General features: G+C 67.1%; 19 protein-coding genes and 1 tRNA gene. 16 read left to right on the top strand and 4 right to left on the bottom strand.

The genetic code is table 11. The annotated features are described in order from the left end of the window. Positions 1-131: 131 nt before the first annotated feature. Positions 132-1,211 (top strand): DUF6902 family protein, encoded by a 1,080-nt coding sequence (locus B0B01_RS02285; RefSeq protein ID WP_076646910.1) that lies wholly within the window; start codon positions 132-134, stop codon positions 1,209-1,211. A 29-nt stretch (positions 1,212-1,240) separates the two neighbouring features. Here B0B01_RS02285 and B0B01_RS02280 read toward each other — a convergent pair whose 3' ends face one another. Beyond that, positions 1,241-1,564, bottom strand: a complete 324-nt coding sequence (locus B0B01_RS02280; RefSeq protein WP_076646908.1) for a HesB/IscA family protein — start codon at positions 1,562-1,564, stop codon at positions 1,241-1,243. A gap of 102 nt (positions 1,565-1,666) precedes the next feature. Here B0B01_RS02280 and B0B01_RS02275 point away from each other — a divergent pair, with 102 nt between their 5' ends. From B0B01_RS02275 to B0B01_RS02235, 9 genes are all read left to right on the top strand, one after another. Further along, a complete protein-coding gene (locus B0B01_RS02275; RefSeq protein ID WP_076650001.1) occupies positions 1,667-2,842 on the top strand; it encodes a deoxyguanosinetriphosphate triphosphohydrolase in 1,176 nt (391 codons plus the stop codon). Positions 2,843-2,892: 50 nt separating this feature from the next. Beyond that, the gene (locus B0B01_RS02270; protein WP_076646906.1) at positions 2,893-4,764 is read left to right on the top strand and encodes a cation:proton antiporter; all 1,872 of its coding nucleotides are present in this window, start codon (positions 2,893-2,895) and stop codon (positions 4,762-4,764) included. 53 nt (positions 4,765-4,817) lie between these two features. Beyond that, complete coding sequence (gene argS / locus B0B01_RS02265) at positions 4,818-6,563, top strand: arginine--tRNA ligase (RefSeq protein ID WP_076646904.1); 1,746 nt, start codon at positions 4,818-4,820, stop codon at positions 6,561-6,563. Between the two features lie 96 nt (positions 6,564-6,659). After that, positions 6,660-7,781 (top strand): SPOR domain-containing protein, encoded by a 1,122-nt coding sequence (locus B0B01_RS02260; protein WP_083945992.1) that lies wholly within the window; start codon positions 6,660-6,662, stop codon positions 7,779-7,781. Continuing rightward, the gene (gene nagZ / locus B0B01_RS02255; protein ID WP_234967686.1) at positions 7,757-8,788 is read left to right on the top strand and encodes a beta-N-acetylhexosaminidase; all 1,032 of its coding nucleotides are present in this window, start codon (positions 7,757-7,759) and stop codon (positions 8,786-8,788) included. The genes B0B01_RS02260 and nagZ overlap by 25 nt, the downstream gene beginning before the upstream one ends. A gap of 53 nt (positions 8,789-8,841) precedes the next feature. Next, positions 8,842-9,585 carry a segregation and condensation protein A gene (locus tag B0B01_RS02250; protein ID WP_076649998.1) on the top strand — a complete coding sequence of 248 codons (744 nt, stop codon included), beginning with the start codon at positions 8,842-8,844 and terminating at the stop codon, positions 9,583-9,585. Beyond that, on the top strand, positions 9,582-10,226 hold the full coding sequence (gene scpB, locus B0B01_RS02245) for an SMC-Scp complex subunit ScpB (RefSeq protein WP_076646902.1): 645 nt from the start codon (positions 9,582-9,584) through the stop codon (positions 10,224-10,226). The genes B0B01_RS02250 and scpB overlap by 4 nt, the downstream gene beginning before the upstream one ends. Before the next feature lie 87 nt (positions 10,227-10,313). Continuing rightward, positions 10,314-10,508: a hypothetical protein gene (locus tag B0B01_RS02240; protein WP_076646900.1), complete on the top strand. Its 195-nt coding sequence runs from the start codon at positions 10,314-10,316 to the stop codon at positions 10,506-10,508. A gap of 180 nt (positions 10,509-10,688) precedes the next feature. Beyond that, on the top strand, positions 10,689-11,723 hold the full coding sequence (locus B0B01_RS02235; RefSeq protein ID WP_076646898.1) for a hypothetical protein: 1,035 nt from the start codon (positions 10,689-10,691) through the stop codon (positions 11,721-11,723). 41 nt (positions 11,724-11,764) lie between these two features. Here the strand turns inward: B0B01_RS02235 and B0B01_RS02230 are convergent, their stop codons facing one another. Beyond that, a complete protein-coding gene (locus B0B01_RS02230) occupies positions 11,765-12,235 on the bottom strand; it encodes a disulfide bond formation protein B (RefSeq protein ID WP_083945990.1) in 471 nt (156 codons plus the stop codon). Then, positions 12,232-12,810: a YqaA family protein gene (locus B0B01_RS02225; protein ID WP_076646896.1), complete on the bottom strand. Its 579-nt coding sequence runs from the start codon at positions 12,808-12,810 to the stop codon at positions 12,232-12,234. Before B0B01_RS02225 ends, B0B01_RS02230 begins: the two co-directional genes overlap by 4 nt. 168 nt (positions 12,811-12,978) lie before the next feature. Here B0B01_RS02225 and B0B01_RS02220 point away from each other — a divergent pair. Further along, positions 12,979-13,062, top strand: a tRNA-Leu gene (locus B0B01_RS02220). A 163-nt stretch (positions 13,063-13,225) separates the two neighbouring features. On the opposite strand, the gene B0B01_RS02215 is transcribed toward B0B01_RS02220, so the two are convergent. Continuing rightward, the gene (locus tag B0B01_RS02215; RefSeq protein ID WP_076646894.1) at positions 13,226-13,993 is read right to left on the bottom strand and encodes a DeoR/GlpR family DNA-binding transcription regulator; all 768 of its coding nucleotides are present in this window, start codon (positions 13,991-13,993) and stop codon (positions 13,226-13,228) included. Between the two features lie 212 nt (positions 13,994-14,205). On the opposite strand from B0B01_RS02215, the gene B0B01_RS02210 reads away from it, so the two are divergent. The 5 genes from B0B01_RS02210 to B0B01_RS02190 all read left to right on the top strand — a co-directional run bounded on the left by B0B01_RS02210 (position 14,206) and on the right by B0B01_RS02190 (position 21,307). Next, the gene (locus B0B01_RS02210) at positions 14,206-15,114 is read left to right on the top strand and encodes a phosphotransferase family protein (protein ID WP_076646892.1); all 909 of its coding nucleotides are present in this window, start codon (positions 14,206-14,208) and stop codon (positions 15,112-15,114) included. After that, positions 15,111-17,570, top strand: a complete 2,460-nt coding sequence (locus B0B01_RS02205; RefSeq protein ID WP_076646890.1) for a GcvT family protein — start codon at positions 15,111-15,113, stop codon at positions 17,568-17,570. Before B0B01_RS02210 ends, B0B01_RS02205 begins: the two co-directional genes overlap by 4 nt. A 69-nt stretch (positions 17,571-17,639) precedes the next feature. Next, positions 17,640-18,869 (top strand): ethanolamine utilization protein EutH, encoded by a 1,230-nt coding sequence (gene eutH / locus B0B01_RS02200; protein ID WP_076646887.1) that lies wholly within the window; start codon positions 17,640-17,642, stop codon positions 18,867-18,869. Between the two features lie 257 nt (positions 18,870-19,126). Then, positions 19,127-20,164, top strand: a complete 1,038-nt coding sequence (locus B0B01_RS02195; RefSeq protein WP_076649996.1) for a sensor histidine kinase — start codon at positions 19,127-19,129, stop codon at positions 20,162-20,164. A gap of 117 nt (positions 20,165-20,281) precedes the next feature. Then, positions 20,282-21,307, top strand: a complete 1,026-nt coding sequence (locus B0B01_RS02190; protein ID WP_076646885.1) for a substrate-binding domain-containing protein — start codon at positions 20,282-20,284, stop codon at positions 21,305-21,307. Positions 21,308-21,324: the final 17 nt, after the last annotated feature.

Below are 21,324 nucleotides of genomic sequence, written 5' to 3'. Positions count from 1 at the left end.
GCGCGAAAGTTGTCCCTGCCGCGCATGGATACAATCATTGCGTGAAAAATGTTTGGAAATGAGACGTCAAATGCAGGCATCATGAGGGCGACCCGCAACCCCGTGCCCGGCATCTCGGAAAGGACCGCGCCTTGTCGAATGTCATCCGTCTCGAGACCGGTGCCCGATACCGGCGCGCGCTCAATCGCGGAGCGGCCCTGATCGAGACGGTCGCCGTTGCACGCCACCCCTGGGGCGACCTTCCCTGGCTGCGCGAGAATGCGGCGCTGCTGGCCGTTCTCGGAGCCATTCGCCTTTGCCCGGAACGGGGCATGCTCGACCTGCACGAGCCGTTCCATGCCACGCTCGAACAGCGGCTCGGGTTTTTCCCGCATCATTATCGCCTGCTGTTGTCGATCTGTCTGGATCTCGAGGATCTGGGGCTGCCGGGCAACAAGGGCGAGGTGCTGGCCCATTGGGCGGCGCGCGAAGGGCTCGTCGACAGGGAGCTTTCGGATCTGCACCGGCTGGCGGCACAGGCGCTGCTGCTGCGGCGCGGGATCGACCCGCTGCCCGAAGATGGCGGGCTCGAAGATCGCGTGCGCGCCTTTATCGACCGCAGCCATGCCTTTGCCCTGCCGGATGCCCGCGCGGCCCGCTGCCTGACCCGTATCGTCCTGCACCTGAGCGCGCGGGGGCGGCGCGATCCGGGGCTTTCACCGGCCGCGGGGCGGAGCCTCGAACACGCTGGGCTGCTGGCCTATCTCGATCAGGACGCCGCGCTTCTTGCCGAGGTCTGCATCGCGCTCCGGCTTGGCGGGCTCGATCCTCCGCCGGCGTGGGAGGGCTGGCTGATCCGGGAGACCGCCGCTTTCGCGCCCGGCGACCGGGCATCGGGCGGCTGGCATGGCGACGACTATCGCGATTATCTGCTCTGCAACTGGGCCATGGCGAGTTCGGGGCGGCGCGCCTTTGCCGATGACATTCCCCCGGGGCGCGCGGGCTTTCGCCGCGTCCGTGTTGCGGCCGGGCCGCTGCGGGCAATGTCGGATCTGCTGTGGCGGATGGGGGATCTGCGCAGCGACGACTGGGAGGTCATGCGCCCCCGCATCGCCGCTGCGCTGGACGAGCGCGGCCAGGCGATCCTTGCCGAGGCCGAGCGCAGCAGCCGCGATTTCGCATCCTTCTTTGCCGGCTTCGCCCGGGTCGGCCTGCGCGGCGTGCGGCTTTAGAGCGGGAACACGTGCCCCCGCAGGGGTGGTCAGATGGAAAACGAGGTGCCGCAGCCGCAGGAGGACGAGGCATTCGGGTTCTCGATCACGAAACGCGCGCCGATCAGTTCCTCGGAAAAGTCGATCACCGCGTTTTCCAGGAACGGCAGCGAGACCGCGTCGATCACGACCTTCTCGCCCTGGCCCTCGAGCACGAGGTCATCGCCCCGCGGTTCGTCCAGCGCGATGTCATACTGGAACCCCGAACAGCCGCCGCCATCAACGGCGATGCGCAGGGCCTTTCCCTGATCATGCGCACGGATCTCGGCCAGGCGCGAAAACGCACGATCCGTGACCTTCGGTGGCAGGTTCATTACTACGTCTCCAGCCCATGGGATTTCTGCTTGCGGCCGGTTATATAACCGGTTCGGATGCAATATAGACGCGGAGATGGCGTGCAACAAGGTTCGGGCATGATGCGGGCAGCCTATGCCGCCGATCCGGCGCAGAGCCGCGGGCGGCTGGTCAGCGAGGAGGAAAGCCGGTTTCGCTCGTGCTTCCAGCGCGATCGCGACCGCATCATCCATTCCAGCGCGTTCCGCCGTCTCAAGCACAAGACCCAGGTCTTTGTCGAACACGAGGGCGATTATTTCCGCACCCGCCTGACCCACTCGATCGAGGTGGCGCAGGTGGCGCGCACGATTGCCGGGGCGCTCGGGCTGAACGTGGAACTGACCGAGGCGGTGGCGCTGGCGCATGACCTTGGCCATCCGCCCTTCGGCCATACCGGCGAAGAGGCGCTGGCCGCGCTCATGGCGCCCCATGGCGGCTTTGACCACAACGCTCAGGCGATCCGCATCGTCACCTGGCTCGAACGTCACTATGCGGAGTTCGACGGGCTGAACCTGACCTGGGAGACGCTCGAGGGGCTGGCCAAGCACAACGGGCCGGTGCGCCCGCCGATTCCCTGGGCGCTTGCCGAATACGACGCCCGCCACGCGCTGGAGCTCGGCACCCGTGCGGGGGGCGAGGCGCAGGTTGCGGCGATCGCCGATGACATCGCCTATAACAGCCACGACCTGCAGGACGGGTTGCGCGCGGGCCTGTTCACCGCTGACGAACTCGCGCGCCTGCCGCTGCTGGGCGACTGTTTCGCAGCGGTGGACCGCGCCCATCCCGGGCTCGATCCCTATCGGCGCGAGCACGAGGCGCTGCGCCGGTTCTTCGGCCTGCTGGTCGAGGACGTGATCGACTGTTCGCGCGCGCGGCTCGATGCGCTTGCACCTGCAAGCGCCGATGACATCCGCATGGCGGCGGATCCGGTCGTCGCCTTTTCGCCTGCGCTGCGCCGCGATCTGGGCGCGGTGCGGGATTTCCTGTTCGAGCGCATGTATCGCGCGCCGCGGGTCATGGTGATGCGCGACGAGGTGACGGCGGTGCTCTGCGATCTCTTTCCGCTGTTCCTGTCGCGCCCCGACCTGCTGCCGCCGCAATGGCGCCGCGACGTGGAGCGCAGCAAGGGCGAGACCGCGCTTGCGCGCATCGTCTGCGACTATATCGCCGGCATGACCGACCGCTTCGCCCTGCAGCAGCATGCGCGCCTCTGCAACGGCGCGCCGATTGCCGAACCCGGAACCCCGCCCCACGGCTGAAGGTTGCCGAACCCCTTCCTCATGTGCCGAACCAAGCGGAGAGACCTGCCATGGACATGACCGATCCGGCCCAGATGACCCCGATCACGGCATTCGCCCTGGTCGGCGTGCTGGGTGTCGGGGCGCAATGGATCGCCTGGCGGCTGCGCATTCCCGGCATCGTGCTGATGCTCGGGGTGGGCCTGCTGGTCGGCCCGGTGCTCGGGATTTTCAATCCCCAGCGCGACATCGGGCCGATCGTCGCGCCGATGATCTCGATCGCGGTGGCGATCATCCTGTTCGAGGGCGGGCTCACGCTCAATTACCGTTCGCTGCGCGATGCGGCGCGGGGGGTGGTGCGGCTCGTGGTGATCGGGGCGCCGATCGGCTGGGTGCTCTCGGCGCTGGCGCTGCACTGGATCGCGGGGCTCAGCTGGCCCAGTTCGGCGGTCTTTGGCGGGCTCATGATCGTGACCGGGCCGACGGTGATCGCGCCGCTTCTGCGCCACGCGCGGCTGAAGCGCCGCCCGGCCGCCTTCCTGCAGTGGGAGGCCATCGTCAACGACCCGGTCGGCGCCATGGTCGCGGTGCTCGCGCTGCAGGTGGTGCTGGTGCTCGAGGCCGACGCGACGCGGGCGCAGGCGATGCGCGACCTCGGCATCGGCATCCTTGCGGCGACGCTTCTCGGGCTGCTGGCGGCCAAGCTGATCACCTGGGCGTTTTCCCGTGCCAAGGTGCCCGAATACATGAAGGTGCCGGTGCTGTTCGTGGTGCTGCTCGCGGTGTTTGCGCTCGCCGATTTCGGGCTCCATGAAAGCGGGCTGCTCGCGGTCACGATCATGGGGCTCTGGATCGCCAATGCGGGGCTTGCCAGCTTTACCGAATTGCGCCGGTTCAAGGAACACGCGACGCTGTTGCTGGTCTCGGGCGTGTTCATCCTCATGGGCGCGGGGATGAGCCTCGAGACACTGGGGCGGCTCGACTGGCGCGCGGGGCTGTTCATCCTCGTGGTGATCCTCCTCGTGCGCCCGGCGACGGTCCTGATCTCGCTGGCCTTCGGCGATGTGCCCTGGAAGGAGCGCCTGCTCGTGGCCTTCACCGGACCGCGCGGGGTGGTGATGGTGGCGGTCGCAGGGCTGTTCGGCGACCGGCTGGTCGCGCAGGGGATCGAGGACGCGGTGCTGATCGCGCCGCTGTCCTTTGCGCTGGTGCTGGTCACGGTGATCGTGCACGGCTTTGGCCTGACGCCGCTTGCGCGGCTGCTCGGCGCCACCGCGACCGGCACGCCGGGGGTGCTGATCGTCGGGGGATCGCCCTGGTCGGTCGCCTTCGGCGAGGTGCTGCAGAAGCTCGAACTTCCGGTGCTGATCGCCGATACGAACCACGGCCACCTGCGCGGTGTGCGCAGCGCGGGGTTGCCACATTACTTCGGCGACATCCTCTCGGAAGCGGCCGAGCACAATCTCGACTTCGTTGCCTATCACCAGGTGATCGCGATCACCGACAACGATGCGTACAACACGCTGGTCTGCACCGATTTCGGCCATAAATACGGGCGCGAATACGTGTTCCAGCCCAACCGCGTGCGACAGGAGAGCCGCCGTCACGAGCTGCCGGCGACGCTGGGCGGGCGGATCCTGCGCGGGAACATGTCCTATTACGAGCACAACCACCTGGTCGCGATCGGCTGGAAGTTCCGCGTCACCAAGCTGACCGAGGAATTTTCCCTCGCGGACTGGCGCCAGAAGAACCCCGAGGCCCTGCCCATGGCCGCCTATGACGGGAAGGGCGGGCTCCACGTGTTCGAGGAGGGACCCGAGCTTGCCGTGCCGCCGGGCAACCGGCTGGTTGCGCTGTATCCGCCGGAACCGCCGGGGCAGGGCGCGGGCCGGGCAGTCCAGCCCCCGGAATCCCCGCAGGCAGAGCAGGGCGAGCGCCATTGACGCGCGCCTCGCCCGTGTTAAACCGCCGGCAACAGCAGAAAAAGGGCCAGGCGATGAATCTGTTCGGCGATATCCGTGCAAGCGTGATCGGTGCGCTCGAAGCGATGCAGGCGGAGGGCGCGTTGCCGGTCGGGCTGGGGCTCGATGCGGTGACGGTCGAGCCGCCGCGCGATCCGGCGCATGGCGACATGGCCACGAATGCCGCCATGGTGCTTGCGAAACCCGCAGGCCGGAAGCCGCGCGAGATCGCCGAGGCGCTGGCGGCGCGGCTGGCCGCGGATCCGCGGTTCCTGAGCGCCGAGGTCGCCGGCCCCGGCTTTCTGAACCTGCGCCTTGCGCCGTCGCTCTGGCAGGGGGTGATTGGCCATGTGCTCGGTGCGGGGGATGAATTCGGGCGCTCGGACTTCGGGCAGGGGCGGCGCGTCAACGTCGAATACGTGAGCGCCAACCCGACCGGCCCGCTCCATGTCGGCCACACCCGCGGCGCGGTGTTCGGCGATGCGCTGGCCAGCCTGCTGGCCTATGCGGGCTTTGACGTGACGCGCGAATATTACATCAACGACGGCGGTGCGCAGGTCGATGTGCTCGCCCGGTCGGTCTATCTGCGTTACCTCGAGGCGCTGGGGCAGGAGGTCGCCTTCGAGGACGGCACCTATCCCGGCGATTACCTGATCCCCGTGGGCGAGGCGGTGGCGCGCGAAAAGGGCGATGCCTGGGTGGGCCAGCCCGAAGAGGTCTGGCTGGCCGAACTGCGCGAACGCGCGACCGAAGCGATGATGGATCTGATCCGCGCCGATCTGGCCGCGCTCGGGGTCGAGATGGACGTGTTCTTCAGCGAAAGGTCGCTTTACGGGACCGGGCGGATCGAATCGGCGATCCGCGACCTGGACGAAAAGGGCCTGATCTACCGCGGCGTGCTGGAGCCGCCCCGCGGCAAGACCCCCGAGGACTGGGAGCCGCGCGAACAGACCCTGTTCCGCTCGACCGATCATGGCGACGATGTGGACCGTCCGATCCGCAAGTCCGATGAAAGCTGGACCTATTTCGCCCCCGACATCGCCTATCATCACGACAAGATCGCCCGGGGCTTCGATGTCTTGATCGACATCTTCGGCGCCGATCACGGCGGCTATGTGAAGCGCATGAAGGCGGTGGTCTCGGCGCTTTCCGGCGGACAGGTGCCGCTTGACGTGAAACTGATCCAGCTCGTGCGCCTGTTCAAGAACGGCGAACCCTACAAGATGTCGAAACGCGCCGGCAATTTCGTCATGCTGCGCGACGTGGTCGACGAGGTGGGGCCGGATGTGACGCGCTTCGTGATGCTGACGCGCAAGAACGATGCGCCGCTCGATTTCGATTTCGACAAGGCGCTGGAACAGAGCCGCGACAATCCCGTGTTCTACGTGCAATATGCCCATGCCCGGATCATGAGCCTGATGCGCCGCGCCGCCGAAGCCGGGATTGCGACCGATGCGGCAACGCTGACTGATGCCGATCTCGGGCGGCTGTCGGACGAGGCCGAGCTTGACCTTGCGCGCAAGATTGCCGAATGGCCCCGCCTGGTCGAGACCGCCGCCCGCAGCCACGAGCCGCATCGCATCGCGTTTTATCTCTATGAACTTGCTGGAGAACTTCACGCGTTCTGGAACCTGGGCAATGACCGGCCGGAACTGCGCTTCCTGCAGGAGGGCGATGTTGCCGCCAGCCGGGCCAAACTCGCACTGGCGCAGGCTGTTGCCGTTGTCATTTCCTCGGGCCTTGGTATTCTCGGCGTCACTCCGGCGCAGGAGATGCGGTAGGGACAAGGCCGCACCGGTGCCGGACAAGGCAGGACCGTCAGCAGGGGCGACCGAAGCCGCAGCCAGACAGAACCGACGGCGGGCAGCGAGGCAGTGATGGCATGGGATGACGAGGTGGAGGAATGGGATGCGCCGGACGCGCAGCCGTCACCGCCCCGACGCTTTGCCGGGCTGCGCCGTCTTGCCAATGCGCTCGGCGCGCTTGCCTCGCTGGCTCTGGTGATCGGAATCGTCATCTGGGGCTACAAGCTCGTCATGCGCGATGTCCATGGTGTGCCGGTGGTGCGCGCGATCGAGGGGCCGCTGCGGGTCCAGCCCGAGAACCCGGGCGGCGAATCCGCAAGCCATCAGGGGCTGGCGGTGAACCGCATCGCCGCCGAAGGCACCGCCGCGCCGACCGCCGATACCCTGCGCCTTGCGCCCCGCCCGATCACGCTCGATCCCGAAGACCTGCCCATGGCGAGCCTCCAGCCCGATGCGGATGCCGAATCCGGGGCAGAGGACGCGCGCCCCGACGCCGCAGACGTTGTCAACGAGAGCGAACCGGAACAGTCCGCGCCGGCCCCGGTGACGGATCGGGGCGAAATGGATCAGGATGACGACTTGGCTCCTGCCGCGGCGGGCCCGGACGCGGACGGGATTGCCGCGCCGCAGGAGGACACGGGCGAAGCCGACCCCATCCCCCATATCAACGAGCCGGTCATCACCGAAAGCACCCCCGAGACCGAAGAAGGCGAGAGCGAAACCGGCCCCGGCTCCATCCCGGCCGGGGCGATCGACGCGCTGCTTGCAGAGGCAATGGGCGGCGGGGCGGCGGATGGTGCCGAGGAGTCGCCGGCCACGCGCCGCCCGCAGATCCGCCCGGGTGATACATCCGAAGCGGCGTCGCGCGCCGCCTTCACCGATCCGCTGCCCCGTAGCGACGCGGCGCCCGAGACCCGCGAGATTTCGCCCGACACGCTCGAACCCGGGACGCCGCTCGTGCAGCTTGGCGCGCTGGACAGCATGGATGCCGCCCGTGCCGAATGGAGCCGCCTTGCCGGGCGCTTCGACAGCTATCTTGCCGGCAAGGACCGGGTGATCCAGCAGGCATCGAGCGGCGGGCACAGCTTCTATCGTTTGCGTGCGGCCGGATTTGCCGACATGGCCGAAGCGCGCAGGTTCTGCGCCGCCCTGCTCGCGGAAGAGGCCGAATGTATCCCGGTGGCGGCGCGATGAGCCCCTCGGCGGTCATTCTCGATGCCGAAGGGACACGGCTCAGCGCGGCGGAAAAGGCGCTGTTCCGGGCGACGGATCCGTTCGGCTTCATTCTTTTTGGCCGCAATCTCGAAAGCGCGGATCAGATCGCGGCGCTGTGTGGCGAGATGCGCGAATCCGTCGGGCGCGAGGCGCTGATCCTGATCGATCAGGAGGGCGGGCGGGTGCAGCGCCTGCGCCCTCCGCTGGCCCGTGACTGGCCCGCGCCGCTCGACCATATTGCCGCCGCCGGTGACGGGGCGGTGCGTGCGCTGTATCTGCGCTACCGGCTGATTGCCCATGAACTGCGGATGCTCGGGATCGACGGCAACTGCGCGCCGGTTGCGGATCTGGCGCTTGACGAGACGCACCCCTTTCTCAGGAACCGCTGCTACGGCGACACGCCCGCCCGGGTCGCGGAACTGGGTCGCGCCGTGGCGCAGGGTCTTGTGGATGGCGGCGTGCTGCCGGTCGTGAAACATATCCCCGGGCACGGGCGCGCGCGGACCGACAGCCACCACGAACTGCCACGCGTCGGCGCGCCGCTCGATCTGCTGGAGGCCGGGGATTTCGCCCCCTTCCGTGCGCTGGCGGACCTGCCGCTCGGGATGACCGCCCATGTGGTCTACGAGGCGCTCGACCCGCTGCCGGCGACGGTATCGCCGCATGTGATCGCGCTGATCCGCGACAGCATCGGCTTTGACGGGCTGTTGATGAGCGACGACATCTCGATGAAGGCGCTCACGGGCACGCCGCAGGACAATGCCCGCGCCTGTATCGCCGCCGGCTGCGACATCGCGCTGTTCTGCAACGGGACGCTGGCCGAGCGCGACCGGGTCGCCCACGCCGCCGGGCGGATGGGGGCGGACAGCCTGCACCGCGCCGAAACGGCGCTGTCGCAACGCCATGCACCTCTGGATTTCGACATCAAGGCCGCCTGGGACGAACTTGCGGCGCTGGCCCCGCTGCCACCCGGAGCAGGCTCGTGACCGAGCAGGGCACGGGGCCGCTCACCGGCACGCCGGTGTCGGTGGCCGAGCGCATGGCGGCCGAGGCGCTGATCGTCGATGTGGACGGTTTCGAGGGGCCGCTCGATCTGCTGCTGACGTTGTCGCGCAACCAGAAGGTCGACCTGCGCCGCATCTCGATCCTTGAACTGGCGCGCCAGTATCTCACCTTTGTCGAACAGGCCAAGGCGCTGCGGCTTGAACTGGCTGCCGATTATCTGGTCATGGCCGCCTGGCTCGCCTTTCTGAAATCATGCCTGCTGCTGCCCCCCGACCCCGAGGAAGACGGGCCGAGCGGGGACGAGATGGCCGCGCATCTCGCGTTCCAGCTCGAGCGGCTTCAGGCCATGCGCGATGCGGCGGCGCGGCTCATGGGGCGTGACCGGCTCGGGCGCGATTTCTTTGCCCGGGGCGTGCCGGAAACGGTCGTGCGCCGGCGCAGCACGCAGTGGTCGGTGACGCTGCTCGATCTCATGCAGGCCTATGCGCGGATCCGCACCCGCGACGATTTCCGCCCCTTCGTCATGGATCGCGACAACCTTTTCACCATGGAGCAGGCGCTCGACCGGATGCGCCCGCTGCTTGGCTTCGCCGGCGACTGGACCGACCTGACGAGCTACCTTCCCGACGGATGGGGTAATGACCCGAAGCGTCGGCGCTCGGCAACGGCAGCGACCTTCGCCGCCTCGCTCGAACTGGTGAAAGAGGGGCGCGCGGAACTGCGCCAGAGCGAACATTTCGCCGCGATCGAGCTGCGCAGCCGGGCCGGGCCGGCATGAGCGAACCCGATTTCACCATCCCGCCCATGGCCGAGCAGGAACGCATGGTCGAGGCGATCCTTTTCGCCAGCACCGAGCCCGTCACCCTGCGCCTGCTCGAGGCGCGGATGCCCGCCGGCTCGGACCCGGCCGAGGCGCTGGCGCTCCTGCGCCGCCGTTACGAGGGGCGGGGTGTGCAGCTTGTGCGCGTGGGCGATGCCTGGGCCTTGCGCACCGCGCCGGACCTCGGTTTTCTCATGCGCGAGGAAAGCGTCGAGACGCGCCGCCTGAGCCGCGCCGCGATCGAGACGCTGGCGATCATCGCCTATCACCAGCCGGTCACCCGCGCCGAGATCGAGGAGATCCGCGGCGTCTCGGTGTCGCGCGGCACCATCGACCAGTTGCTTGAACTCGACTGGATCCGCCTTGGCCGGCGCAAGATGACCCCGGGCCGCCCGGTGACATTCGTGGTGACCGAGGCGTTTCTCGATCAGTTCGGCCTGGAATCCGCGCGCGACCTTCCGGGGCTGGCCGAACTGCGCGCGGCCGGCCTGCTGGAAAGCACCGCACCGCCCGGCATGGTGCCGCTCATGCCCCGGGATGCGGACGATGCCGAGGCGCAAGAGGCGGGCCGCGGCCAGAGCGAGCTTTTCGAAGACTGAAAACCGCCGATGGACGGGACGGGAATTGAAATTTCCGCCCGGGCATGACAGTCTTGGCGGCATGCGGTGAGCCCGGAGTTTCGAGAGATGAATCGCCTCGTGACCATGATCCTGCGGATCGCTCTGCGCCGGCTGGTGAGTTCCGGTGTCAATCACGGGATCCGGGCGGCTGCATCGCGGGGCGGTCGTGCGGCTGCGAATGATGTGACCCGGGGCAGGGCCGGTGGTGCCTTCGGCAACCAGCGCCGGACCATGCGCCTGCTGCGCCTTTTGCGGCGCTGATCGTGGATGACCTGCCGCCAGGGCGGCGCAAAGGGTCGGTTTTCAGGTAAATAGTTTCCGGTTTTGGAAAAACGGAACCCGATGGTCTGCACGGTGCAGATGCCGGCTGCCTTGGGTTTTCGCCCTTGCAGCCGCAACGCCCGCGCCTTGCGGATCGTCCAGCAAGGACCATGCCCTATCGTGCGCACGCTTTATCTGCATATCGGAGCACATCGAACCGCGACCTCGGCAACCCAGAGCTTTCTCGCCCGCAACAACGACAGGCTTCGCGAGCATGGCTATCTGCCGGTCAACGGCGTCGGACGGCAGACGGCGCTGGTAAAAGCCCTTGTCGAGGGGGAACGCCCGGTTGCGGATGCCGCCCGGATGATCCGGCAGCAGGCCGAGGCCGGGCCGGCCATCCACTCGGCGATCATCAGCGACGAAAACATCTGTTTCCAGAAGGACCTCTCCATCTTTGCGCGCTTCCGCGAGCATTTCGATGTCCGGGTCATCTTTACCCTGCGCCGGCAGGATCTCTGGCTGGAAAGCTGGTATTACCAGAACATCAAATGGCAGTGGAAACCGCGTTTCAGCCACCTGACCTTTCCCGAATTCATGGATCGGCGCCATGAATTTCACTGGATTCATTACGATTCCTACATCCGCCATCTCGAAACCCTGTTCGGGGGCGAGAATATCCGCCTCACGGTGCATGAGCGCGCACAGATGCCGGGCGGGCCGATTGCCGCCTTCTGCCGTCACCTCGGCCTTGACGACCTGGACGGGTTCACACAGCCGGGGCGCGTGAATTCGAGCCTGTCACCGCCGGTCGCGGAGTTTGCCCGCCGGATGCCGCTGGACCGGGCGCCCAGCCCCTATCGGCGCGAACTGATCCGCGTCCTTTACCGGATCGACGCGGAGCTGCGCGAAAACAGCAACCGGCACAGCAGCCTGCTGATGGCGCGGCCCGAGCGCGAGCGCGTGATGGCAGAGTTCGAACCCGGAAACCGCGCGGTCGCGCAACGCTATTTCGACCGCGCGACGCTGTTCGAAGACCCCCTGCCGCCGGCCGACGCGCCCTTGGGCGAGATGGCGCTTCCCGAAGCCTCGCAAGACCTCATGGAGGATTACATCATCCCGCTGCTGCACGGGCTGATCGAGGGCCGCCGCAAGAACCAGGGAAAGGCAGATGGCCGGGGCGGATCACCGGCCGCACGGCGCAGCGGAAGCTGACGGCGGACGGGCGGCGGTCCGGGGCGAAACGCGCAGGGCGATCAGGCGCGGGCCGGTCGCCGTGCCGCAGCCATAAGCCAGAGCGCCGCCAGCACGAGCGAAGCCACCGCGTTCCAGCTTGCCATGGAGAGGCCGAACATCTCCCAGGCGACATCGTCGCAACGCACGAGCGGCGCGGCCATGATATGCGCCATCAGCTCCGCGGAACTCATGCCGTCGGCGGAACTGGCGGTGCAGGTGGCCGGCCCTTCCCACCAGCCGCGCTCGACCCCGGTGTGATAGAGCCCGATCACCGCCGAGGCGAGCGCCGCAAGCGCGCCGAGCGCCGGCAGGAGCCGGCCCGGCCACATCAGCGCCAGTGCTGCGATCAGGATCGCGATTCCATGCGGCCAGCGCTGCCAGATGCACAGCGAACAGGGCGCCATGCCGCCCAGGTACTGAAAGGCGAGCGCGCCGAGCAGCAGGGCCGCCGAGCCCAGCCCGGCAAGCAGGATCAGCAGATTGCGCGTCACAGATACCGCACCACGATGAATCCCCCGAGAAGCAGGGCGACAAAGACCGTGAACACGAGCCCGAGCCGCTGTTCGATGAACCGGCGCACCGGGGCGCCGTAAACCTGCAGCAAAGCGGCAACCGCAAAGAAACGCAAGGCCCGCGCCAGCAGCGACGTGGCGATGAAGATGCCGAGCGGCAGACCGGTCCAGCCCGACATGATGGTGATCACCTTGTAGGGAAAGGGCGTCACGCCCGCGATCAGCACCGCCCAGAACCCGTGTTCGTTGAACCGCTCGTTGAACAGGGCCATGGCCTCGGTCTGCCCGAGTGCCTCGAGCACCGGCCGGCCGATGGTCTCGAAGGCGAGCGCGCCGATGGCATAGCCCAGCACTCCTCCGAGCACGGAGGCGCCCAGCGCCACGCCGGCAATCAGCCAGGCCCTTGACGGCCGCGCGAGGATCATCGGGATCATCAGCACATCGGGCGGGATCGGAAAGACCGAGCTTTCGACAAAGGCGACCAGCGCCAGCCACCAGAGCGCTTGCGGATGATCCGCAAGGCGCATGGTCCGATCATAAAGACGCCGCAGCATGAAGACCTCCGCAGGTGGATCAGCGGCAGGAAGCATGCCATGCGCCCGCGGTCAAGCGCGCTGCGCGAAGGTGGTTACGGGCGGCGCCGGTCACTTCCCTGTTTACCTGCGATGGGAGCGGGGCTAGAGAATGCGCAGTCAGGACAGGGCGCGGCTGCGCCTGGGTCCGCGGGTGTGGCGAAATGGTAGACGCGAGGGTCTCAAACACCCTTTCCGCAAGGAGTGTCGGTTCGACTCCGACCACCCGCACCATGAATTTTTCGCCGGTTTCTGGAAAAGTGCATGATATAAGGGGCTTTGTGCCCTTTGATCATAAAAATTTCCGCCAGAATATGGCCTTTATTACGCATCTGGGTAACACGATCGCGCGCCCTGCCGCATTTCGGCCCGGCGTGACGGCGGTGTGCGGCGCACGTCAGCCCGTTGCGGCCAGGACGAGTTCGGCGCCCGCCTGGGCAAGGGCGTCCTCGATCGCGGCGGGGGGCGGGGCTTCGGTGACAAGCTCGTCGATGCCGCTGAAATCGCAGACCTGCACCAGCCCGCGGCGTCCGAATTTGCTTGAATCGGTGATCACCACCCGGCGCGCTCCGCGGGCAAGCACCACGCGGGCGAATTCCGCCTCGGCCAGCGCGTAGTCCATGATCCCGGTCGCGGCATCCACCGCCCCGGCCGAAATGATCGCGTGATCGACGCTGAAGCGGGCGATGAATTCAAGCGCCGCCATGCCGAAGGCCGCGCCGGAATCGCTGCGCAGTTCGCCGCCCGCCATATGCACCCGATTGCCGTTCATCGTGGCGAGGGTGCGCGCGACATCCGACGAATTGGTGACCACGGTCAGACGGCGGTGGCCGAGCAGTTCCTGCGCCAGGAAGCTCGTGGTGGTGCCGGTGTCCAGCATGACCGAATCCCCGTCGCTGATGGTGGCGGCAATGGTGGCGGCGATCAGTCGCTTTGCCTCGGGGTTTTCGCGCATGCGCCGCTCGAACGGAGCCTCGCCCATCATCGCCCGCAGCCCCACCGCCCCGTGCATCCGCAACACATCGCCGCGCGCCGAAAGCGCCCGGATGTCGCGGCGCACCGTCTCGGCCGAAACACCGAGCAACCCGGCAAGCTCGGTGATGCCGATGGTGCCCCGGTCGCGCAGAAGGGCAAGGATCCGGTCGTGGCGGGGGGAGTGGTTCATGGCGTCGCCCTCTGCCTGTCGCTGCCTGTCCGAATTGGCTGCCGTGTCATGCCAACTGTCGTAATTCCCGGTCGCCCTGACAACGGAGAGCCGGACCGGCCGGCAATTCCGGATCAGGGCATGACTGAAATACCACAAAATCTGTTGACCTGTGACCGTTTTTGACCGACGCTTGGTCCTGATATTCCTGAACGTCAGGCTTGGGAGGGCGCATGTCGGGTCACGAGGAAATCCCCGAGGTGTCATTCGCACGGATTCGCGATCTGCCATTGTGGAAGGGCGCGATCACGGTGCAACCGCTCATGGGCGGCATCAGCAACGAAAACTGGCTGGTGCGCGACGAGGCGGGCGGTCACGTGGTGCGCTTTGGCGAGGATTACCCCTTTCATCACGTCCAGCGCGAGCGCGAGATCATGTCCGCCTGCGCCGCCGAGGCGGCGGGCTTTGCACCGCCGGTGGAATACCACGGGGACGGGGTTCTGGTCAGCCGCTATCTTGATGCCAAGACCTGCGACGAGCCCGCCGTGCGCGCCAATCTCGGCCGGATTGCCGACATCATCCGCCGCTTTCACCACGAGATGCCCCATCATGTCTCGGGCACGGCTTTCCTGTTCTGGCCCTTTCACGTGGTGCGGGATTATGCGCGCACGCTCGAGGCCGCAAACAGCCGGATGAAACCGCGCCTGGGCGAATTCGTCGCGCTGGCGAACGAACTCGAGGCGGCGCAGATGCCGCTGCCGATCGTGTTCGGTCACAACGACCTCCTGCCGACGAACCTGCTTGATGACGGCGAGCGGTTCTGGATCATTGATTTCGAATATGCCGGATTTTCCACCCCCATGTTCGACCTTGCCGGGCTGTCGTCCAATGCCTCCTTCTCGCGGGAGGAATCCGAGGAACTGCTCGGCATCTATTTCGACCGGAGCCCGGATCGCGACCTGAAGCGTTCGCTCGCGGCGATGCAATGCGTCTCGCTGCTGCGGGAGGCGATGTGGAGCATGGTTTCCGAACATCATCTCGATGCTCCCGGCACCGATTACGTCGCCTATACGGATGAAAACCTCGAGCGGCTCGCCGCCGCGCTTGATGCCTATCACACGGAATACGGACGCGAAGAATGACAACTGCCCTTCCCACCCATGCCCGGATCGTCGTCATCGGCGGCGGGATCGTCGGCTGTTCGACGGCCTATCACCTGGCCCGCGATCACAAGGCCGAAGTCGTGCTGCTCGAACAGGGCAAGCTCACCTCCGGGTCCACCTGGCATGCGGCGGGGCTGGTCGGGCAGTTGCGGTCCTCCGCCTCGATCACGCAGGTGCTGAAATATTCGGTCGATCTCTACAAGCGGCTGAAGGACGAGACCGGGCTCGAGACCGGCTGGAAGATGACCGGTTGCCTGCGCCTTGCGACCAACGAGGAACGCTGGACCGAATATCGCCGCCTCGCCACCACCGCGCGCAGCTTCGGCATGGAGATGCATCTTGTCTCGCCCGAAGAGGTCGCCCGCATGTGGCCGCTCATGGATGTGTCGGATCTGATCGGGGCCTCGTGGCTGCCGACCGACGGGCAGGCAAACCCCTCGGACATCGCGCAGTCGCTGGCCAAGGGGGCGAAGATGCACGGGGCGCGCATCTTCGAGGGCGTTCATGTCAGCGGCTTCGAGATGGACAAGGATCGCATCCGCGCCGTGCTGACCGACCAGGGCCGCATCGAGTGCGAAACGGTGGTCAACTGCGGCGGGCAGTGGGCGCGCCAGATCGGCGCGAAGGCCGGGATCTCGGTGCCGCTGCAGCCGGTGAAGCACCAGTATATCATCACCGAACGGATCAACGGGCTGGCGAGCGACACGCCGACCGTGCGCGACCCGGACCGGCGGGTCTATTTCAAGGAAGAGGTCGGCGGGCTGGTGATGGGCGGCTATGAGCCGGACCCGCAGGCATGGAACACGGGCCTGCCCGGGGGCGATGTGCCCGAGCCCTGGGAATTCCAGCTGTTCGACGACGATTTCGACCATTTCGAGCAGCACATGACGCAGGCCATCGCCCGCGTTCCGGTGCTGGCCGAGGCCGGGCTGAAACAGATGATCAACGGTCCCGAAAGCTTTACGCCGGACGGGAATTTCATTCTTGGCCGGGCGCCGGAATGTGCCAACATGTTCGTCGGCGCCGGGTTCAACGCCTTCGGCATCGCCGCCGGGGGCGGCGCCGGCTGGGCGCTTGCCGAATGGGTGATCCGGGGCGAGGCGCCGCTCGACCTCTGGGTCGTGGACATCAACCGCTTTTCCGGCCTGCACCGCGACCGCGACTGGGTGCGCGAGCGCACGCTCGAAGCCTATGGCAAGCACTACGCCATCGGCTATCCGCATGCGGAATACGAAAGCGCGCGCCCGCGCATCATCTCGCCGCTTTTCGAGCGCCTGGAACAGCACCGCGCCGTGTTCGGGTCCAAGCTCGGCTGGGAGCGGCCGAACTGGTTCGCGCCGGCGGGGTTCGAGGCGCGCGACATTCCGGCGATGGGGCGGGCGAACTGGTTCGGGGCCGTGGGGGCGGAACATGCGCTGGTGCGCGAGCGCGCCGGGCTGTTCGACCAGTCCTCCTTTGCGAAATACGAATTGCGCGGAAAGGATGCGGCGGCGGCGCTCGAACATGTCTGTGCGAACCATGTGGCGCGGGGGGGCGGGTGCCTCACCTATACGCAGATCCTGAACAGCCGCGGCGGGATCGAATGCGACCTGACCGTGGCGCAGCTTGCGCCGGACCACTTCTATGTCGTCACCGGAACCGGTTCCAGAACGCATGATTTCGCTTGGATAAACAATCACTTGCCGGCTGATGCCGATGTGACGCTTGAGGACGTGACCGAAGCCTGGGGCACGCTTTCGCTGATGGGGCCGCGCGCGCGCGCCGTGCTGTCGGCGGTGACTGATGCCGATGTCTCGAACGGCGCCTTTCCGTTCGGCCATATGCGGCAGATCACTGTCGCCGGCCACCGGTTGCGGGCGCTGCGGGTGACCTATGTCGGCGAGCTCGGCTGGGAGCTTCACGTGCCGCTCGAAGGCACCGGCGATGTGTTCGACGCGCTGATGGAGGCGGGTGCGCAGCACGGGCTCGGGCTGGCCGGTTATCGTGCGATCGAATCGCTGCGGCTTGAAAAGGGCTATCGTGCCTGGGGGTCCGACATCACGCCGAACGATTCACCCTTCGAGGCCGGGCTCGGCTGGGCGGTGAAGCTCGGGCGGGACACGCCCTTCATCGGCCGCGAGGCCGCTGCGGCCACGGCGGCGGCCCCGCTTGCGAAACGGCTGGTCTGCTTCACCACCCGCGACCCCGATGTGGTGCTGCTCGGGCGCGAGACGATCCTGCGCGACGGCGCACCGGTCGGCTATCTGACGAGCGGCGGCTTCGGCTACACGGTCGGCCATCCGATCGGCTATGGTTATCTGCGCAATCCCGGCGGGGTCGATGACGCCTGGCTCGGCGCGGGGCGCTACGAGCTTGTCGTTGCGAACGAAACGGTCCCGGCCGACCTGCATATGCGGAGCCTCTACGACCCGAAGGGAGAACGCATCAGGATCTGACGACAAACCGGCCTGCCGGCGATAGGGAGCACCGGCTGTCCGGGACTGAACGCCATCAGGGAGGGAACCATGGCATCGATCGGAACCTACGTGATCTATATCATCATGGCCTGCGCGGTCGCGGGGGCCATCGCCTCGATCCGGAATTCGGAAACCGGGCTGGGCAAGGAATTCATCGAGGGGCTTCATTCCATCGGGCCGATCTTCATTCCGGTGGCGGGGATCATGGCGTCGATCCCCTATCTGTCGGAGTTCATCCGCGTGGCGGTCGGGCCTCTCTTTGCCCTGATCGGGGCCGATCCCTCGATCGCCGCGACGACGGTGATCGCGGTCGACATGGGCGGCTATCAGCTTGCCGATGCGCTTGCCGGGTCGCGCGATGCGTGGATGGTCGCCACCATCGTCGGCTTCACCTCCGGGGCGACCATCATCTTCTCGATCCCGGTCGGGCTGGCCATGCTGGCAAAGCGCGACCACAAGTACATGGCGCTCGGCATCATGTCGGGGATCCTTTCGGTGCCGATCGGGGTGTTCATCGCCTGTGCGCTGATCTCTCTGGCCGGGCTCGACATCCGGCCCGAGGTCTCGACCACCGCCGCCGCCTCGCACCAGATCACCATGGGTCTTGGCGGCATCCTGCACAATCTTGCGCCGCTCATCGCCTTCTGCGTCGCGATCGCGCTCGGCCTGCGCTTTGCGCCGGATGCGATGATCGCCGGGTTCCTGTGGTTCGGGCGCATCATGTATGCCGGCATCACGCTGGTTCTGGTGGCCTCGATCGTCGAATATTTCACGGGCTTCTTCAGCGCGGTGCTGGGGCACTGGGGGTTCGACCCGATCATCGCCGACGAGGCGGACCAGTTCCGCGCGCTCGAGATCGCGGGCTATATCGGGATCATGCTCGCCGGGGCCTTTCCGATGGTCTACCTGCTGACGAAATATCTGGACCGGCCGATGAAGGCGGTCGGCTCGCGCATCGGGCTTTCGCCCGAAGGGACGGCGGGGCTTCTGGCGGCGGCGGCGAATATCCTCGCCATGTATCGGCTGGTCGGCATGATGCGTCCGCGCGACAAGGTGCTGGCCATCGCCTTCGCGGTCTGCGCGGCCTTTACCTTTGGGGATCACCTGGCCTTTTCCGCGAATTTCCAGCCGACCATGATCCTGCCGCTGGTGCTGGGCAAGTTGCTGGGCGGGGTGTCCGGCTTCATCCTCGCGGTCTGGCTCTCGGTGCCGAAGGCCGAGGCGCTCGCCCGCGCCGAAAACCCGGAACCGGCCGAAGGGGACGAGGCGCCGGCCTGACCGGGCGGCCGCGCTTCGACGCCACCTGGCGGGCCGGCGGAAGGCCGGAGCACCTCGGCCGCAGGACGGCCGGGTGCACCCCCCGGGGGCGCGCCGCGATGACGGGGCGCGGCGAATGCAGGAGAACTTGCCGGACACGGAACCCGCCGTTACCAATCCCGGAGCCCCATGTCAGGAACATCGCGCAGCCGGAACGGCGGGTGATGCGCGGGCTGGCGCGGAAACCGTAGTCCCGAAGAGGCCACCGGATGGACCAGATGAACAGTCGCGAACTTGGCGAGGTTCTCGGCGCCGTTCCGCTGCCGCTCGTGGTCATCGACCCGGACGGCAGGATCGCGGCCGCCAACGCGCCGGGCGCCGACCTGCTGGGGGCGGAACAGATCGGGCGGGACCATGCCATCGGGCTGCGTCAGCCGGCCCTGCTGGCCGCGATCCAGAGGGCGCTGCAGGGGGGCGGGCCCGAACAGATCCGGGAACAGATCCGGTACGAGGTTCTCAGGGCCCCGCATGCGATCAGCTATCTCGTCACCGTCACACCGGTTCGCATCGCTTCCGAAACCATGGTGATCTGCGCTTTCGAGGACATCACGGAACGGGAGTTCGTCACCCAGTTCCGCCGCGATTTCATCGCCAATATCAGCCATGAACTGCGCAGCCCCCTGACCGCGCTCGTCGGAATCATCGAGACCCTCGAAGGGCCGGCCCGCGACGATCCGGCGGCCCGCACACGGTTCCTGAAGACCATGAAGGCCGAGGCTGCGCGGATGTCCCGCCTCGTGCGCGACCTGCTGTCGCTTTCGCAGGCCGAGGCCAGGGAGCGCGAGCGGCCGGAGATGCCGGTGGATATCCCCCGGCTGGTCGCGGGGGTCGTCGATGCCTTGCGCCCGGTCGCGAAAACCGCCGGCGTGACGCTGGAGATTGCCGAAAACACGCCGGTCCCGCCCATTCCCGCCGATGCCGACCAGATCACGCAGGTTGTCCAGAACCTGGTCGAGAATGCGATCAAATACGACCGGCGGGGAAAGCGGGTCACCATCGCCGTCCTGCCGGACGACACCGGTGACATGCTGCGCATCGACATCGTTGACCAGGGGCAGGGGATCGAGCCGCAGCATCTGCCGCGTCTGACCGAACGGTTCTATCGCGTCGATCCGTCACGTTCGCGCGGGCAGGGCGGCACCGGGCTCGGTCTGGCCATCGTCAAGCATATCATCCACCGCCATCGCGGCCGGCTCGGCATCGCCAGCACGCTCGGCGAGGGCACGCGGGTCTCGGTCTTTCTGCCGCGGGGCTGAGGCGGACAGACTTTATCGAAACGTTACCGGACTGTCATCAGACTGTTACAAAACGCGGCTAGGGCTGTGCGTGACGGTCGCCATCCCGGCGATCGACATGATGCAACAGGAGACAGCATGTCCCGCATGAAGCAGACCCTTTCGTTCTTCGCTCTTGCGACGGCCCTGACCGGCGGCGCTGCCGCCGCCCGTGATCAGGTGCAGGTCGCCGGATCGTCCACCGTCCTGCCCTATGCCGCGATCGTGGCCGAGATCTTCGGCGAGAACACCGATTTCCCCACCCCGGTTATCGAATCGGGCGGCTCCTCCGCCGGGCTCAAGAAGTTCTGCGAGGGTGTGGGCGACAACACCATCGACATCGCCAATGCCTCGCGCCGCATCAAGGATAGCGAGGTCGAGGCCTGCGCGAGCGCCGGCGTGACCGACATCATCGAGGTCCGGTTCGGCTATGACGGGATCGTGTTTGCGTCGGATATCAACGGCGAGGCTTTCGCTTTCACGCCCGAGGACTGGTACAGGGCGCTGGCCGCGCAGGTCGTCGTCGACGGGGAACTGGTCGCCAACCCCGCCACCACCTGGGACCAGGTGAACCCGGACCTGCCGGCGCAGCCGATCATGGCCTTCATCCCCGGCACCAAGCACGGCACCCGCGAGGTCTTCGACCTCAACGTGATCGAGCGCGGCTGCAAGGACAGCGGCGCCGAAGAGGAACTGGCGGCGCTGGTCGGCGACGATACCGGCAAGACCTGCACCGCCCTGCGCACCGATGGCCGCGCGGTCGAGATCGACGGCGACTATACCGAGACGCTCTCGCGCATCGCCAGCGACAAGGACGGCATCGGCGTCTTTGGCCTGTCCTTCTATGAAAACAACGCCTCGAAACTGCAGGTTGCGACGATGAACGGGGTCAGCCCCTCGACCGAGACGATCGCTTCGGGCGAATACCCGGTCTCGCGCCCGCTGTTCTTCTACGTCAAGAAGGCGCACATCGACGCGATCCCCGGCCTGAAAGACTATGCGGAATTCTTCGTCGCCGACGACATCGCCGGCCCCGGCGGCCCGCTGGCCGAATACGGGCTGGTGCCCGACCCGGAGCTGGCCAGGGCGCAGGCCGCCGTCGCCGACGAGGTCACGCTGGACTGAGACAGCGGGGCGGGTCC

The organism is Pontibaca methylaminivorans (assembly GCF_900156525.1).
Classification (GTDB): domain Bacteria; phylum Pseudomonadota; class Alphaproteobacteria; order Rhodobacterales; family Rhodobacteraceae; genus Pontibaca; species Pontibaca methylaminivorans.
The sequence above is the reverse complement of the archived record's forward strand: the minus strand, read 5'-3'. Positions and strand labels throughout refer to the sequence as shown.